This is a genomic window from Kluyvera fluvialis, assembly GCF_059725275.1.
The window spans coordinates 1,555,147-1,571,522 of record NZ_AP046142.1; the positions used below are offsets into that span (position 1 = coordinate 1,555,147).

The 16,376-nt window shown below is 54.0% G+C and carries 16 protein-coding genes; 13 read left to right on the forward strand and 3 right to left on the reverse strand.

The window, feature by feature from the left end; all coding sequences use genetic code 11:
- Positions 1-90: 90 nt before the first annotated feature.
- The 4 genes from AC6I4B_RS07495 to sixA all read left to right on the forward strand — a co-directional run bounded on the left by AC6I4B_RS07495 (position 91) and on the right by sixA (position 4,691).
- Complete coding sequence (locus tag AC6I4B_RS07495) at positions 91-375, forward strand: YfcZ/YiiS family protein (RefSeq protein WP_497770694.1); 285 nt, start codon at positions 91-93, stop codon at positions 373-375.
- Between the two features lie 183 nt (positions 376-558).
- Complete coding sequence (gene fadI / locus AC6I4B_RS07500) at positions 559-1,869, forward strand: acetyl-CoA C-acyltransferase FadI (protein ID WP_497770696.1); 1,311 nt, start codon at positions 559-561, stop codon at positions 1,867-1,869.
- On the forward strand, positions 1,869-4,031 hold the full coding sequence (gene fadJ / locus AC6I4B_RS07505) for a fatty acid oxidation complex subunit alpha FadJ (protein ID WP_497770698.1): 2,163 nt from the start codon (positions 1,869-1,871) through the stop codon (positions 4,029-4,031). Before fadI ends, fadJ begins: the two co-directional genes overlap by 1 nt.
- A 174-nt stretch (positions 4,032-4,205) precedes the next feature.
- Positions 4,206-4,691, forward strand: coding sequence for a phosphohistidine phosphatase SixA (gene sixA / locus AC6I4B_RS07510; protein ID WP_497770699.1), 486 nt, complete (start codon positions 4,206-4,208; stop codon positions 4,689-4,691).
- A 70-nt stretch (positions 4,692-4,761) separates the two neighbouring features.
- On the opposite strand, the gene smrB is transcribed toward sixA, so the two are convergent.
- Positions 4,762-5,313 (reverse strand): endonuclease SmrB, encoded by a 552-nt coding sequence (gene smrB, locus AC6I4B_RS07515; RefSeq protein WP_497770701.1) that lies wholly within the window; start codon positions 5,311-5,313, stop codon positions 4,762-4,764.
- Positions 5,314-5,475: 162 nt separating this feature from the next.
- Between smrB and prmB the strand changes: the two genes are divergently transcribed.
- Genes prmB through AC6I4B_RS07545 form a run of 6 tightly spaced genes read left to right on the forward strand, consistent with a single transcriptional unit; the run spans position 5,476 to position 10,021 of the window.
- A complete protein-coding gene (gene prmB, locus AC6I4B_RS07520; protein WP_497770702.1) occupies positions 5,476-6,411 on the forward strand; it encodes a 50S ribosomal protein L3 N(5)-glutamine methyltransferase in 936 nt (311 codons plus the stop codon).
- A gap of 40 nt (positions 6,412-6,451) precedes the next feature.
- Positions 6,452-7,537, forward strand: coding sequence for a chorismate synthase (aroC, locus tag AC6I4B_RS07525; protein ID WP_497770704.1), 1,086 nt, complete (start codon positions 6,452-6,454; stop codon positions 7,535-7,537).
- 2 nt (positions 7,538-7,539) lie between these two features.
- Positions 7,540-8,364 (forward strand): penicillin-insensitive murein endopeptidase, encoded by an 825-nt coding sequence (gene mepA / locus AC6I4B_RS07530; RefSeq protein WP_497770705.1) that lies wholly within the window; start codon positions 7,540-7,542, stop codon positions 8,362-8,364.
- On the forward strand, positions 8,364-9,176 hold the full coding sequence (locus tag AC6I4B_RS07535) for a sulfite exporter TauE/SafE family protein (RefSeq protein WP_497770707.1): 813 nt from the start codon (positions 8,364-8,366) through the stop codon (positions 9,174-9,176). The genes mepA and AC6I4B_RS07535 overlap by 1 nt, the downstream gene beginning before the upstream one ends.
- Positions 9,173-9,718 (forward strand): elongation factor P hydroxylase, encoded by a 546-nt coding sequence (locus tag AC6I4B_RS07540; RefSeq protein ID WP_497770708.1) that lies wholly within the window; start codon positions 9,173-9,175, stop codon positions 9,716-9,718. Before AC6I4B_RS07535 ends, AC6I4B_RS07540 begins: the two co-directional genes overlap by 4 nt.
- A 27-nt stretch (positions 9,719-9,745) precedes the next feature.
- Positions 9,746-10,021, forward strand: a complete 276-nt coding sequence (locus AC6I4B_RS07545; RefSeq protein WP_497770710.1) for a YfcL family protein — start codon at positions 9,746-9,748, stop codon at positions 10,019-10,021.
- Between the two features lie 106 nt (positions 10,022-10,127).
- Here the strand turns inward: AC6I4B_RS07545 and mnmC are convergent, their stop codons facing one another.
- Complete coding sequence (gene mnmC / locus AC6I4B_RS07550; RefSeq protein WP_497770711.1) at positions 10,128-12,140, reverse strand: bifunctional tRNA (5-methylaminomethyl-2-thiouridine)(34)-methyltransferase MnmC2/FAD-dependent 5-carboxymethylaminomethyl-2-thiouridine(34) oxidoreductase MnmC1; 2,013 nt, start codon at positions 12,138-12,140, stop codon at positions 10,128-10,130.
- Positions 12,141-12,299: 159 nt separating this feature from the next.
- On the opposite strand from mnmC, the gene fabB reads away from it, so the two are divergent.
- Positions 12,300-13,520, forward strand: coding sequence for a beta-ketoacyl-ACP synthase I (gene fabB, locus AC6I4B_RS07555; RefSeq protein ID WP_497770713.1), 1,221 nt, complete (start codon positions 12,300-12,302; stop codon positions 13,518-13,520).
- Positions 13,521-13,917: 397 nt separating this feature from the next.
- Positions 13,918-15,093, forward strand: a complete 1,176-nt coding sequence (locus AC6I4B_RS07560) for an MFS transporter (protein ID WP_497770715.1) — start codon at positions 13,918-13,920, stop codon at positions 15,091-15,093.
- A gap of 3 nt (positions 15,094-15,096) precedes the next feature.
- Here the strand turns inward: AC6I4B_RS07560 and AC6I4B_RS07565 are convergent, their stop codons facing one another.
- Complete coding sequence (locus tag AC6I4B_RS07565) at positions 15,097-15,834, reverse strand: GntR family transcriptional regulator (protein ID WP_497770716.1); 738 nt, start codon at positions 15,832-15,834, stop codon at positions 15,097-15,099.
- A 198-nt stretch (positions 15,835-16,032) separates the two neighbouring features.
- On the opposite strand from AC6I4B_RS07565, the gene AC6I4B_RS07570 reads away from it, so the two are divergent.
- Entirely contained in the window at positions 16,033-16,344 is a 312-nt protein-coding gene (locus tag AC6I4B_RS07570; RefSeq protein ID WP_497770718.1) for a PTS sugar transporter subunit IIB, read from the forward strand.
- The last annotated feature ends 32 nt before the right edge of the window (positions 16,345-16,376 follow it).

Here is a 16,376-nt window from a genome sequence, read left to right on the forward strand (position 1 = left end):
ATTAACAACTGGAGACAGAGTGCGGGCGGGCGTAAAATAGGCACATAGTTTATCTGGCACCTTGAGTGCACAAAACAGAGGAAATCTGCAATGAGTAAATGTAGTGCTGATGAAACCCCAGTTTGCTGCTGCATGGATGTTGGTACCATCATGGACAACACCGACTGCACCGCATCTTACAGTCGCGTATTCGCTAACCGTGCTGATGCAGAAGCCACGCTGGCAGCGCTGAGTGAAAAAGCGCGTAGCGTAGAGTCTGATCCGTGCAAAATCACCGCTGACTTCAAAGAAGTAGAAGGTGGCGTACAGCTGGATATCGACTTCGTATTCTGCTGCGAAGCAGAAACGCTGATCTTCCAACTGGGTCTGCGTTAATCGCACCTCGCCCAGCGCATCTCTCAACGCCCCTGTTGTTAACGCAACAGGGGCGTTTTCTTTTGTTCTCAATGTGTTTTAGCTCTCAAATTTCTCGCTCTGTGATTGGCTAAGTGTAAAAAATTAGTTAAAACCGTTATCAGGTCAGACCACTTAGTTGTTATCTGTTAACAGGGGAAAGTTATGAGTCAGGCGATACCGCTAATTACCCGCCAGGGCGATCGCATTGCTATTGTCAGTGGGTTACGTACCCCGTTTGCCCGTCAGGCGACCGCTTTTCACGGCGTTCCCGCTGTGGATCTGGGGAAGATGGTGGTGGGCGAAATGCTGGCGCGTAGCGAAATAGCCCCGGAGGTTATTGAACAACTGGTCTTTGGTCAGGTTGTTCAAATGCCTGCTGCGCCCAATATTGCCCGCGAAATTGTGCTCGGCACAGGGATGAACGTTCACACCGACGCGTATAGCGTCAGCCGTGCCTGTGCGACCAGTTTCCAGGCCGTTGCCAATGTGGCTGAAAGCCTGATGGCAGGAACCATCCGCGCCGGTATTGCCGGTGGCGCAGACTCTTCCTCAGTATTGCCGATTGGCGTCAGCAAAAAACTGGCTCGTACGCTGGTGGATGCCAACAAAGCCCGCACCTTAGGGCAGAAACTCAAACTCTTTTCTCGTCTGCGTCTGCGCGACTTAATGCCTGTGCCACCTGCTGTAGCGGAGTATTCCACGGGGCTACGCATGGGCGACACCGCTGAACAGATGGCGAAAACCTACGGTATTACGCGTGAGCAACAGGACGCGCTGGCGAACCGTTCTCATCAGTTGGCGGCACAGGCCTGGGCTTCTGGAAAACTGAGTGATGAAGTGATGACGGCCTACGCGCCGCCGTATCGAAACCCGCTGGAGCAGGACAATAATATTCGTGCGAACTCCACGCTTGCGGATTACGCCAAACTGCGACCGGCGTTTGACCGCCAGCACGGCACGGTGACGGCAGCAAACAGCACACCGCTGACCGACGGCGCGGCGGCAGTTATCCTGATGACTGAATCGCGAGCGAAAGAACTGGGGCTGATACCGCTGGGCTATCTGCGCAGCTATGCCTTTACCGCCATTGATGTCTGGCAAGACATGCTGCTGGGGCCGGCTTGGTCAACGCCGCTGGCGCTGGATCGAGCGGGGATAACCTTTGCTGACCTCACGCTTATCGACATGCATGAAGCTTTTGCCGCCCAAACGCTGGCGAATATTCAATGCCTGGCAAGCGAGAAATTTGCCCGTGAAGTTCTGGGGCGCAGTCATGCAACTGGCGAAGTCGATGAGAGTAAATTCAACGTGCTGGGTGGGTCAATTGCTTACGGTCACCCCTTTGCGGCGACCGGCGCGCGGATGATCACCCAAACGCTTAATGAACTGCACCGTCGGGGCGGCGGATTTGGGCTAGTCACCGCCTGTGCTGCGGGTGGGCTGGGCGCGGCGATGGTTCTGGAGGCTGAATAATGGATATCAAATCTGCATTTACGCTCACTGTTCGCCCGGACAATGTCGCGGTGGTGACGATTGATGTCGCCGATGAAAAGATGAACACCCTGAAAGCGGAGTTCGGCGGCCAGGTGCGCGCGATTCTCAAACAAATCAGAGAAAACAAAGCGCTACAGGGCGTGGTGTTTATCTCCGCTAAGCCCGATAACTTTATCGCAGGGGCGGATATCAACATGATTGGCCGTTGTAAAAGCGCGCAGGAAGCCGAGTCGCTGGCGCGCCAGGGTCAACAGATGATGGCGGAAATCCATAGCCTGTCGATTCCGGTGGTGGCGGCTATTCACGGTGCTTGCTTAGGCGGTGGCCTTGAGCTGGCGCTGGCGTGCCATGCGCGCATCTGCTCCGATGACGCCAGAACGGTGCTTGGCCTGCCAGAAGTGCAGCTTGGTCTGCTGCCTGGTTCCGGCGGTACGCAGCGTTTGCCGCGCCTGATTGGGGTCAGTACGGCGCTGGATATGATCCTGACCGGCAAACAACTACGAGCGCGTCAGGCGCTGAAAGTTGGGCTGGTTGATGAAGTCGTGCCGCAGTCTATTTTGCTGGATGCTGCCGCGCAATACGCGCGTAAACCGCATCATGAACAGCGCCGTTTGCCGGTACGTGAACGTATCCTCGCCGGGCCACTGGGCCGTAACCTGTTGTTTAGCATGGCAGGAAAAAAGACGGCGCAAAAAACGCAGGGCAACTATCCGGCGACGGATAAAATTCTCCAGGTCATTGAAACGGGGCTGGCGCAGGGCACAAGCAGCGGTTATGAAGCCGAAGCGCGTGCTTTTGGTGAACTGGCAATGACTCCTCAGTCGCAGGCGCTACGCCATATTTTCTTTGCCAGCACGGATATCAAAAAAGATCCCGCATCCAGCGTGGAGGCGGGGCCGCTGCGCTCAGTGGGGATTTTGGGCGGTGGCCTGATGGGCGGTGGTATTGCCTACGTGACAGCAATAAAAGGCAAGCTGCCGGTGCGTATTAAAGATATTAATGCCAACGGTATTAATCATGCGCTGAAATACAGTTGGGATCAGCTTGAGCAAAAAGTCCGTCGTCGCCACCTGAAAGCCGCAGAACGTGACAGCCAGTTGGCATTGATTTCCGGTAGCACCGACTATCGGGGTTTTGCCCATCGCGATGTGGTCATTGAGGCAGTTTTTGAAGATTTAGCACTTAAGCAGAAGATGGTCAGTGAAATTGAGCAGTATTGCTCACCACACACCGTTTTTGCGTCCAATACCTCATCGTTGCCCATTGGCGATATCGCCGCCTTTGCTCAACGCCCGGAACAGGTTATCGGCCTGCACTTTTTCAGCCCGGTAGAAAAAATGCAGCTGGTGGAAGTTATCCCGCATTCAGGTACGTCGGAACAGACAATCGCCACCACCGTGAAGCTGGCGAAAAAACAGGGTAAAACCCCGATTGTTGTCGCCGATAAAGCCGGGTTCTATGTTAATCGTATTTTGGCTCCTTACATTGCTGAGGCGATGCGTCTGTTGGTTGACGGTGAACGCATCGAAGATATTGATAATGCATTAGTTAAATTTGGTTTCCCGGTGGGGCCCATTCAGTTGCTGGATGAAGTAGGAATTGATACCGGTACAAAAATTCTGCCGATACTGGAAGCGGCTTACGGGGAGCGTTTTAGCGCCCCTGCAAGCCTGATTCAGGCAATTTTGAATGATGATCGCAAAGGTAGAAAAAATGGACGCGGTTTCTATCTTTATGGTGTAAAAGGGCGTAAAAGCAAGAAACAGGTCGATTCAGCCGTCTATTCCCTGCCGGGGATGGCGGCGCGAGAAAACCGCCTTTCGGCGCAGCAAATCGCCGAGCGTTGCGTGATGTTAATGCTCAACGAAGCGGCTCGTTGCATGGACGAAGGTATTGTTCGCAGCGCGCGCGATGGCGATATCGGCGCGGTGTTTGGTATTGGTTTTCCACCGTTCCTCGGTGGCCCGCTCCGCTATATAGACTCGTTGGGCGCGGGTGAAGTGGTTGCTCGGTTGCAACGATTGACTGCCCAGTACGGTTCGCGGTTTGCGCCATGCGATGCGCTTTTGCACCGAGCGGAACATATGCTTACCTTTTGGCCAGGTCATGAAACAGATTCACTGAATGGGGGTCAAAGCTAATGACCCCAGATGAAATGCAGGTTTCTGGCTATTTTGTAAACAGATGTTGACTATACTTACGCCAGTAAGGTAAAAATCAGCGTTTCATTCGGTGAATGGATAAGGCACAATGCCCGGCTACCGCGTAACCGTGATGGTTACGCTGGTGCTTCTGGTTAACAAAAGCGGTGCAATATGCAAGTGTTTATTATGCGTCACGGCGACGCTGCCCTCGATGCAGCCAGTGACTCGGTTCGTCCTCTTACCGGCTGCGGTTGTGATGAATCTCGTCAGATGGCAACCTGGTTGAAAGACCAAAAAGTGGATATCGACCGTGTTCTGGTTAGCCCATATCTGCGTGCGGAACAGACTCTGGAAGTGGTAGGGGAGTGTATGAACCTGCCAAAAGAAGTGGATGTCTTGCCCGAACTCACGCCGTGTGGCGATATCGGTTTGGTCAGCGCTTATCTTCAGGCGTTAGCGCACGAAGGTACGTCTGCGGTGCTGGTTATCTCTCACCTGCCATTGGTGGGATATTTGGTGGCCGAACTCTGCCCAGGTGAAGTCCCGCCAATGTTTACGACCTCCGCCATTGCCTGCGTCACTCTTGATGCCAACGGGCAGGGGGCTTTGAACTGGCAAATGAGTCCCTGCAATCTGAAAATGGCGAAAGCGATTTAATCCTTCTGCTGGTTGTTGTTGCCGGATGGCGTTAGCGCTTATCCGGCCTACAACCGTGGCGATGACCCCACTACGGTAATTCTGGCGGCAGCCACTCCTCGACTTCAATCAACACCAGTAATGCGGCGTCTCCGCCGTACTCTTTTGATGCCTGATGAAACGCCATCACGTGCGGATGCTGTGCCAGCCATAGCGGCGTTTGTTGCTTGAGAATATGTTTCCCATGCCCATGCATCACACACGCGCAAAATACGTGTTCTCGGCGGCAGGCGGCAATCAATGCCCCCAGCTCCTGTTTTGCCTGCATTTGCGTTAAACCGTGCAGGTCAAGAAACAGCTCCGGTGAATAATCCCCACGGCGCAGTTTTTTTAGCTCGAAATGGCTGATATCCTGACGGACATATTTTACCGGGCCGTGCATGTTGAGCAGCGGCTGAAACTCATCGGAAAAGTAATGGCTATTGTCCACCTGCTCTTGTAATAAACGTTTGGGTGGTACTTCGCTGATTTTTTTACGCTGCGGGCGATGGACAATAGTGTCCTGCTTTATTTTGCGCGTCCCCGTCATCAGCTGTCGAAAGAGCGCCTGATCCTCCTCGCTCAGAGAGTTTGTCTTTTTCATTGATTCTTCTCATTAGATTTTTCCACTAGTTTACCTTTTCACTGCGCTTCATGCAGCGAAAACGCTTTTTTGCCCGCCGCCCGCGCAAGAATGCTGATTTATGGCTGCCTTCATGGCAAACTAGCCGCCGAATTTACCCCGACCCATGCCCTGGAGGACAACGTGGATAAGAAATTTGTTGAGGAAGCAGTCAGTGAGCTGCATACCATTCAGGACATGTTACGCTGGGCGGTTAGCCGTTTTAGTGCGGCCAATATTTGGTACGGTCATGGCACCGATAACCCGTGGGATGAAGCCGTACAGCTCGTATTACCTACGCTGTACCTGCCGCTGGATATTCCAGAAGACATGCGTATTGCGCGCCTGACGACCAGCGAGAAACGGCTGATTGTAGAACGTGTGATTCGCCGCGTTAATGAACGCATTCCTGTTGCTTATCTGACCAACAAAGCCTGGTTCTGCGGCCATGAATTTTACGTCGATGAACGCGTATTAGTGCCGCGCTCACCGATTGGCGAGCTGATTAACAATCGTTTCGCGGGCCTTATCAACCATCGCCCTGAGCATATTCTTGATATGTGCACCGGCAGCGGTTGTATCGCGATTGCCTGCGCTTACGCCTTCCCGGAAGCGGAAGTCGATGCCATTGATGTCTCCCCAGACGCGCTGGCGGTTACCGAGTACAACATCGAAGAGCACGGCATGATCCACAACGTCACGCCGATCCGCTCCGATCTGTTCCGCGACTTGCCGACGCTGCAGTATGATCTGATCGTCACCAACCCGCCGTATGTTGATGAAGAAGATATGTCTGATCTGCCGTCAGAATATCTTCACGAACCAGAGCTGGGCCTGGCATCTGGCGTTGATGGCCTGCACCTGACTCGCCGTATTCTGGGCTGCGCGCCGGACTACCTGACTGACAACGGTATTCTGATTTGTGAAGTGGGTAACAGCATGGTACATCTGATGGAACAATACCCGGATGTTCCGTTCACCTGGCTTGAGTTTGATAACGGCGGTGACGGTGTCTTTATGCTGACTAAAGCGCAGCTGGTGGCGGCGCAGAACCATTTCGCTCAGTACAAAGACCAATAAATCCAGCACGCAACAACAGAACAACGATAGCGGAGTCGTGATGGCAGGAAATACAATTGGACAACTCTTTCGCGTAACCACCTTCGGTGAATCGCACGGCCTGGCGCTGGGCTGCATCGTGGACGGCGTGCCGCCAGGCATCCCGTTAACGGAAGCTGACCTGCAGCATGACCTTGACCGTCGTCGCCCAGGGACATCGCGCTACACCACCCAACGCCGCGAGCCGGATCAGGTCAAAATCCTCTCTGGCGTGTTCGACGGTGTAACCACCGGAACCAGCATTGGCCTGCTTATCGAAAATACCGATCAGCGTTCCCAGGACTACGGCGCCATTAAAGACGTCTTCCGCCCAGGCCATGCCGATTACACCTATGAGCAGAAATATGGCCTGCGCGATTATCGCGGCGGTGGCCGTTCTTCCGCTCGTGAAACGGCGATGCGCGTTGCCGCTGGCGCGATTGCGAAGAAATTCCTCGCTGCCAAGTTTGGGATCGTTATCCGTGGTTGTCTGACCCAAATGGGTGATATTCCGCTGGCGATTAAAGACTGGGATTTGGTGGAACAGAACCCGTTCTTCTGCCCGGATCCAGACAAAATTGATGCGCTGGACGAACTGATGCGTGGCCTCAAAAAAGAGGGCGACTCAATTGGTGCTAAGGTGACCGTGGTCGCCGATGGCGTACCGGCGGGTCTTGGTGAGCCGGTATTCGACCGTCTGGATGCAGATATCGCTCATGCACTGATGAGCATCAACGCGGTGAAAGGGGTCGAGATTGGCGACGGCTTCGACGTGGTGAAACTGCGTGGCAGCGAAAACCGCGATGAAATTACCAAAGACGGTTTCCAGAGCAACCACGCGGGCGGTATTTTGGGCGGTATCAGCAGCGGTCAGCAAATTGTGGCAAATATGGCGCTGAAACCGACCTCCAGCATTACCGTTCCCGGGCGAACTATCGATCGCTTTGGCAATGAAACGGAGATGATCACCAAAGGCCGTCACGATCCTTGCGTCGGGATCCGTGCAGTGCCGATCGCAGAAGCGATGCTGGCGATTGTCCTGATGGATCACTTTATGCGTCAACGAGCGCAAAACGCCGATGTGACGACGTCAATTCCACGCTGGTAAACATGAAAAAAACCGTTATTGCGCTGCTGGCTTTGGTTGCCAGCAGCACGGCGTTGGCGGCAACGCCGTGGCAGAAAATCACCCAACCTATCAGCGGCAGTGCCCAATCTATTGGCGCGTTTGCTAACGGCTGTATTGTCGGTGCACAGGCGCTGCCGTTACAGTCCGATACCTATCAGGTTATGCGAACCGACCAGCGCCGCTACTTCGGCCACCCGGAACTGGTGCAGTTTATCCAGCGTCTGGGCAGCCAGGTGCAGCAGCATCGCATGGGAACGCTACTGATTGGCGATATGGGAATGCCCGCCGGTGGGCGCTTTAACGGTGGACACGCCAGCCACCAGAGCGGCCTGGATGTCGATATTTTTCTCCAGTTGCCGAAAACACGTTGGAGTTCCGCGCAGTTGCTGAAACCACAGGCGTTGGATTTAGTCAGCGCCGACGGTAAACGCGTGGTTCCCGCGTTGTGGAAGCCGGAAATTGGCCAGTTGATTAAGCTCGCGGCGCAAGATAGCGAAGTGACGCGTATCTTCGTTAACCCGGCTATTAAACAACGGCTGTGCCTCGACGCCGGTAGCGACCGCGATTGGCTGCACAAAGTGCGACCGTGGTTCCAGCACCGTGCGCATATGCACGTGCGGCTGAAGTGCCCGGCTAATAGCCTGGAATGTGAAGAACAGGCTCCGCCGCCAGCCGGAGACGGCTGTGGCGCAGAGCTGCAAAGTTGGTTCGAACCGCCAAAACCTGGCACCACCAAACCTGTGAAGAAGACGCCGCCTCCGTTGCCGCCTTCCTGTCAGGCGCTACTGGATGAACACGTACTGTAATGGACAGTTTCTCTGCGTTATTTATGGTTGAGCCACTCATGCTGGTGGCACTCTTTTTTATCGCAATATTGGCGGGCTTTATTGATTCATTGGCGGGTGGTGGCGGTTTGCTCACCGTGCCAGCGCTGATGGCGGCAGGAATGCCTCCGGCGCAGGCGCTGGCGACCAATAAACTCCAGGCCTGCGGTGGTTCGCTTTCGGCGTCGCTCTATTTTATTCGCCGCAAAGTAGTGAACCTGGCCGATCAGAAGCTGAATATTCTGATGACCTTTATCGGTTCGATGACCGGTGCACTGCTGGTGCAGTACGTTAAGTCCGATATTTTGCGCCAGATTCTACCGCTGCTGGTGATAGGTATCGGCCTCTATTTCTTGCTGATGCCCAGGCTTGGCGAAGACGATCGTCAACGTCGGCTCCACGGCCTGCCGTTTGCGCTGATTGCGGGCGGCTGCGTCGGTTTTTATGACGGTTTCTTCGGCCCTGGCGCGGGTTCATTTTATGCGCTGGCTTTCGTCACGCTGATGGGCTTCAACCTCGCAAAATCTACCGCTCATGCCAAAGTTCTCAACGCCACCTCAAACGTCGGCGGGCTACTGCTGTTTATTATCGGCGGTAAAGTTATCTGGGCGACCGGCTTTGTGATGATGGTGGGCCAGTTTTTCGGTGCGCGCATGGGATCGCGCTTAGTGTTGAGTAAAGGGCAGTCGCTGATTCGCCCGATGATTGTCGTGGTGTCCGCCGTAATGAGCGCCAAACTGCTGTACGACAGCCATGGACAGGAAATTTTACAATGGTTAGGGATGAACGCATGACGACAACGCATGATTACCAGCAGCTAATTACGATTTTCGATAGCTGCTTTGCTCAAGAGTTTAATACTCGTCTGATTAAAGGCGACGATGAACCCATCTATCTTCCGGCTGATGCCGACGTACCGTACAACCGTATCGTTTTTGCTCACGGCTTCTATGCCAGCGCGCTGCATGAAATTTCGCACTGGTGCATTGCCGGAAAAGCGCGACGTGAACAGGTCGATTTTGGCTACTGGTACTGCCCGGACGGGCGCGATGCGCAAACGCAGGGGCAGTTTGAAGATGTCGAGGTGAAACCGCAGGCGTTTGACTGGCTGTTCTGCGTGGCGGCGGGGTTCCCGTTTAACGTCAGTTGCGACAATCTCGAAGGGGATTTTGAACCGGATCGCATCGTGTTCCAGCGGCGCGTACATGCGCAGGTGATGGCCTATCTTGAACAAGGCATTCCACCGCGTCCGGCGAAATTTATCAAAGCATTACAAGATTATTACCATACGCCGACCTTAACGGCGGAACAATTCCCATGGCCGCAGGATCTCTAACGCCATGTTACAGAAAGAGGAAAGACGATGATCGCGGAGTTTGAAGCACGCATTCTGGCGTTAATTGATGACATGGTGGAACACGCCAATGATGATGAGCTGTTTGCCAGCGGTTATCTGCGTGGCCATCTGACGCTGGCGGTCGCGGAGCTGGAAAATGGCGACGATAATTCAGCCGATGCGGTATCGCGCAATGTTTCTGTAAGCCTGGAAAAAGCGATTCAGGCTGGTGAGCTGTCACCGCGCGATCAGGCGCTGGTGCTGGGGATGTGGGAAACGCTGTTCCAGAAAGCACAGCAGTAATCTTCGCCGGATGGCGCTGCGCTTATCCGGCCTACCGAAGCGCGTAGGCCCGATAAACGTAGTGCCATCGGGCATAATCACCGCACCATAGTCACTTTATGGCGGTTTAAACCGTGCCAACCTTCACCGCTTTACCCTTTAACAACTTTCTCACCCATAACCGATTCGGATTCAATGCCGCCAGCGTTTGTGCGTTTAACGGCAGCGGCTCCTCGCTCATTTGTGAGGCCAAAACTTCTGCCGCCAGCGGGGCAGAGCACAGCCCGCGTGAACCGAGCGCTGCCAGCATAAACAGGTTTTGATGCACTGGTGCGGTAACGGCTTGCTCCGCTTGTTCCGCCAGCGCGGCATATTGCTCAAGCGTTGCGGCGTAATCCGGCACGTTACCGATCATCGGTAAATGATCTCGTGTGGCGCAACGCACGCCGCAGCGAGCTTCGTTGGCGCTCACATCCACCTCTTGCGGCCATTCGGCATCAGGGAAGCAATCCAGCAAGCGCTGGCGATTTTGTTGCTGATCTGTCTCGCTAAACGCGATATCACGCAGCCCACGATGATAGCTTGCCCCAATACAATGCTGCTGATTTTGCGGGTTTTGTGGCGTCAGGTAGCCGTCGTAGCACAAGACCTGGCGCAGCGCCGACAGCGACTTACTGGTGGGAATATGGCTCACCTGGCCGCCCACGGCATACACCGGTAGTTCAGCCGTTTGCGCCAACTGGTTGATGTTATGTCCGGTTGCCAGAACCACCGACGCCGCCGTGGCAGTATTGCCGCAGGCGAAGTTCAGTTGCCAGCCATCGCCCTGTTTTTCCAGCGAGGTGAGCGCGTGATGCCAGTGAACGGTTAGCTCGTGCTGGCAGGCCAGCGCTAGCACACCGGCGGTTAACTGCGCCGGACACAGCCAGCCACCGGCTGGATATTCGATACCGCCACAGCCAGTGACCAGCCCAGTATGTTCAGCAACGTCCTCGGCGCTAACCGCATGGGCAATTTCCGTGGGTAAATTCAGCGCCAGCATGTGCTCAATTTTTTGCTGGCTTTTTTCATCCCAGCCAAGCTGAGTTACGCCGCACCACTGGTGGTCGAACTCGACGCTTAAGCTGTCGTACAAACGGCGGGCGAAAGTGAACGCGTGTGGGAAAAAATCAGCTAACGCAGCGTCATGCGCGCTCAGCAGCGGGTAAAGTGCGCCCTGGCGGTTGCCGGATGCGCCTTGAGCAGGGGCATCGTCGGCGCAGTACAAGGTGACTGACCAGCCCCTGCGTAGTAGGGCGAGAGAAAGTAGCGCGCTGGCAATGCCACCGCCGATAATCGCCACCTCACGCGCCTCGCTGCCCGTGCGGGCAAACCACGGGGTACGTGTTGCATCGGGTTGGGGGAGCGTCATTTCACCGGTGAGCATTTCACGCTTGCGGCCAAACCCTTTGCGTTTGCACATCGTAAAGCCTGCGTCCTGTAAACCCCGGCGAACAAAACCGGCGGAGGTAAACGTGGCTAATGTGCCGCCGGGACGCGCCGTTCGCGCCATCGCGGCAAACAACGCCGGTGTCCACATGTCTGGATTTTTGGCAGGCGCAAAGCCATCAAGGAACCACGCATCCACCTGCTGATTAAACGTATCGTCGAGTTGATCGGTAAGCTCATTGATATCACCGAACCATAAATCCAGCGTGACCCGCCCGCCGTCGAGCAGCAGACGGTGGCAGCCCGCCAGCGGCAGGGGCCATTGCGCCTGTAGCTGCGCCGACCACGGCGCTAATTCAGGCCAATGCTGGTGCGCCAGGCGGAGATCTTCTGCCTTCAGCGGGAATTTTTCAAAACTGACGAAATGTAATCTTTGCAGCGTAGCGTCAGGGTGCTGGCGGCGAAAATCATCGAAAGCCTGCCACAGGGTCAGAAAATTTAGCCCCGTCCCAAAGCCGCTTTCCGCGACCACAAACAGTGGTCGAGGGTGCTGGGGAAAACGTACCTCTAACTGGTTACCACCCAGAAAAACGTAGCGCGTTTCTTCCAGGCCATTATCGTTGGAGAAATAGACGTCGTCGAAATCTCGGGAAACAGGTGTACCCTCACTGTTAAATTCGAGGTTGGCGGATTGTATGGCGTTATGTTTCACGTAAGTTACTCGCGCGGCAAGGACTCTGCCGATCTTAACGATGAGTGCCCGCAGGCGCAAATTTCTGCATAAAATTGCTGATCGGACTTGTTCGGCGTACAAGTGTACGCTATCTTGCGACACGAAACTTAATATAAGTGCGACTTACAGAGGTATTGAATGAAACGTGCAGTGATTACTGGCCTGGGCATCGTTTCCAGCATCGGTAACAACCAGCAGGAAGTCCTGGCATCTCTGCGTGAAGGACGCTCAGGGATCACTTTCTCTCAGGAGCTGAAGGATTCTGGCATGCGTAGCCACGTCTGGGGCAACGTAAAACTGGATACCACTGGCCTCATCGACCGCAAAGTTGTGCGCTTTATGAGCGACGCATCTATCTATGCTTTCCTGTCCATGGAGCAGGCGATTGCTGACGCTGGTCTCTCTGATGAGACTTATCAAAATAACCCGCGTGTCGGCCTGATTGCAGGTTCCGGTGGCGGTTCCCCGCGTTTCCAGGTGTTCGGCGCTGATGCTATGCGCGGCCCACGCGGTCTGAAAGCGGTTGGCCCATATGTGGTCACCAAAGCGATGGGCTCCGGCGTTTCCGCGTGCCTCGCAACCCCGTTTAAAATTCACGGTGTGAACTACTCTATCAGCTCCGCATGTGCGACCTCCGCACACTGTATCGGTAACGCGGTAGAGCAAATTCAGCTGGGCAAACAGGACATCGTATTTGCTGGCGGCGGCGAAGAGCTGTGCTGGGAAATGGCCTGTGAATTTGACGCAATGGGCGCGCTGTCCACCAAATACAACGACACGCCAGACAAGGCTTCTCGTACCTATGACGCACACCGCGATGGTTTCGTTATCGCTGGCGGCGGCGGTATGGTTGTGGTTGAAGAACTGGAACACGCTCTGGCTCGTGGCGCGCATATTTATGCAGAAATCGTTGGCTACGGCGCAACGTCTGATGGCGCAGACATGGTTGCTCCATCCGGTGAAGGCGCGGTGCGTTGCATGAAAATGGCGATGAACGGCGTTGATACCCCAATCGACTACCTGAACTCCCACGGTACTTCTACGCCGGTTGGCGACGTGAAAGAACTGGGCGCGATTCAGGAAGTGTTTGGCAACCACAGCCCGGCGATTTCCGCGACCAAAGCAATGACCGGTCACTCTCTGGGTGCGGCGGGTGTGCAGGAAGCTATCTACTCCCTGCTGATGCTGGAACACGGCTTTATCGCGCCAAGCATCAACATTGAAGAGCTGGATGAGCAGGCTGCTGGCCTGAACATCATCACCGAACCAACCGAGCGTGAGCTGACGACAGTTATGTCTAACAGCTTCGGCTTTGGCGGCACTAACGCCACGCTGGTGATGCGTAAACTGAAAGCGTAAGCCTGATGTTTAACGTAAAAAGGAGCCGAAAGGCTCCTTTTTTATGCCGCCATCCGGCAGTCGCGCCGTTCTGCCTGATGGCGCTGCGCTTATCAGGCCTACGGTGTCTGAGTCTCACCGATGCAACGGTTTTGTAGGCCGGATAAGGCGTTCACGCCGCCATCCGGCAGTCTGCGCCGTTCTGCCTGATGGCGCTGTGCTTATCAGGCCTACGAGGTCATGCGCGCGGTTTTATGCGTTGACAATCACCTGAGATAACAGGCAAACTCTCGCCTCAACATTGTCATCATGATAATGCGTAAGCGTTTAACGTCATCCAACGCACCTTAATCCTGATGGTCAGGTAGAGGGGGCGTGGCATATCATCCTCGCCTTACTCTGCATTCTGGAGTAAAGCATGACAGCAGTAGCTCAAACCGAACATTCTTCTTCATCTAACGGTTCGTTATTTCGCATCGCCTTCGCGGTGTTTCTTACCTATTTAACCGTCGGTATTCCGCTGCCGGTGATCCCTCTATTTGTGCACCAGGAGCTGGGCTATGGCAACACCATGGTGGGTATCGCCGTGGGCGTTCAGTTCTTCGCGACCGTGTTGACACGCGGCTACGCGGGGCGTCTTGCAGACCAATACGGCGGTAAACGATCGGCGCTACAGGGCATGGCGGCCTGTGCTTTTGCCGGAGCCGCATGGCTTGGTGCGGCATTGCTGCCCATTGATGCGATGGCTAAATTCGCGCTGTTAATCGTCGGGCGTTTAATCCTGGGGTTTGGCGAAAGCCAGCTACTCACCGGAACGCTCACTTGGGGAATGGGGCTGGTTGGCCCGAAACGTTCCGGCAAAGTGATGTCGTGGAACGGGATGGCGATTTTCGGCGCATTAGCTGTCGGCGCGCCGCTGGGGCTGTTTATTCATAGCCATTATGGCTTTGCCATATTGGCAGGCGTCACCATGGCGCTGCCGCTGATTGCATGGATGTTTAACGCAACCGTGCGCAAAGTGGCCGCTACGGCAGGTGAGCGTCCATCGCTGTTTAGCGTTATTGGACTTATCTGGAAGCCGGGCATGGGGCTGGCGCTACAGGGCGTGGGCTTTGCGGTAATCGGGACTTTTGTTTCGCTCTATTTTGTCAGCAAGGGCTGGTCAATGGCCGGTTTTACGCTGACAGCGTTCGGTGGGACATTTGTGTTGGTACGTATCCTGTTTGGTTGGATGCCAGACCGCTTTGGCGGCGTCAAGGTTGCCGTAGCTTCGCTACTGGTCGAAACCGTGGGGCTGCTGTTGCTGTGGCAAGCGCCTACCGCCTGGGTGGCTTTATCCGGCGCGGCACTCACTGGGGCAGGGTGTTCGCTTATTTTCCCTGCCCTCGGTGTGGAAGTGGTTAAACGTGTGCCGCAGCAGGTGCGTGGTACAGCACTGGGCGGCTACGCGGCGTTCCAGGATATTGCGCTGGGTGTTTCTGGGCCGCTGGCGGGAATGCTGGCGACCTCGTTTGGTTACCCTTCCGTGTTTCTCGGCGGGGCGATTTCTGCTGTGCTGGGGATTATCGTGACCCTGTGGTCATTCCGTAAATAACGTTTATTGTCCGGCCCTGCGTGTTAGCGGGCTGGACAGCGTTTTGCGCGGCAAGAAATACTTCACCTGAAATTCAAACATGTTGGTGTACAGAATCGAGAAATCAATCGGGTGCTTCTGCTCATCAATAGCCTGCGTTTGCATACGAATAATCGGATCTAGCGTGCTGATATGCAGCAGCTTTGCGACTTCTGACGACGGCAGAATGGGTTGGAAAGATTCGTAGCAGCCCAGAATTTTCACTCCACATTCATTCTCAATGTAGGAAAATTTAGACTTCTTCATGTGGGCAATCGTCAGATCAGGAAAACGGCTGGCAGATAGCCACGTTTCTTCAACTTGCATCGCAATATTATCGATAAACCGCAGCCGCCTTGCAAAATAGACCGGTTCTCCGTGGTTCACTTTCAGGTTATTGGCAACCTCTTCTGACGCCATCTGGAGTTCAAATTTTAAAATCAGGCTGGTGGGCGTTTTACCCTCGTTTTTGGCAATTTCTGTAAAGCTATCGAGATGGGTTACCGAGGCCTGAAATTGCTTGTTACGTAGGTAGGTTCCAGAACCATGCCGCCGCTCAATCAGGCCTTCCTCTTCCAGTATTTTTAACGCTTTGCGTAAGGTATTACGCGAAACATCATAAAGCTCTGCCAATTCTTTTTCCGATGGTAGAAGATCACCAATATTGTATATCGAGCTGTTTAGTCTGTTTTTAAGCAGATTAATGACGTTCTGGTAGATCACTTTTGAACCTCCTTAAATCCTTTTTAAACATGAAGTTACAAATCCGTTTAAGCAAAAACTAGCCGACACGTGCATTTATCACATCATTATTGAACAACTTAGACACTGTTAACTGTGATCGAAACGCAGGTTACGAAAATTAACAATTATTAAAGTGTGCATCAATTAATGACTATTTTCCAGAAAAGGGCAAAGGGAATGAAAAATATATTATTGGTATGTGCTGCGGGCATGTCTACCAGTATGCTGGTGAAAAAAATGCGCGAACATGCTGAATCGGTTAATATTCCAGCAAACATTAGTGCATTGGCTATTTCTGAAGCAAAAGAAAAAATAACGAAAAATGCCGTTGATGTTGTGCTATTAGGCCCTCAGGTGCGTTTCCAAAAAAATGAAATTGAAGCTATCGCACAGGGGAAAATACCTGTCGCGGTTATTGATATGAAAAGTTATGGACAGATGGACGGTAAAGCCGTCATTGAACAAGCGTTCCAGTTATTAAACCAATAATCATTGCTGTTTCATTTAAAATTAAGGGACCA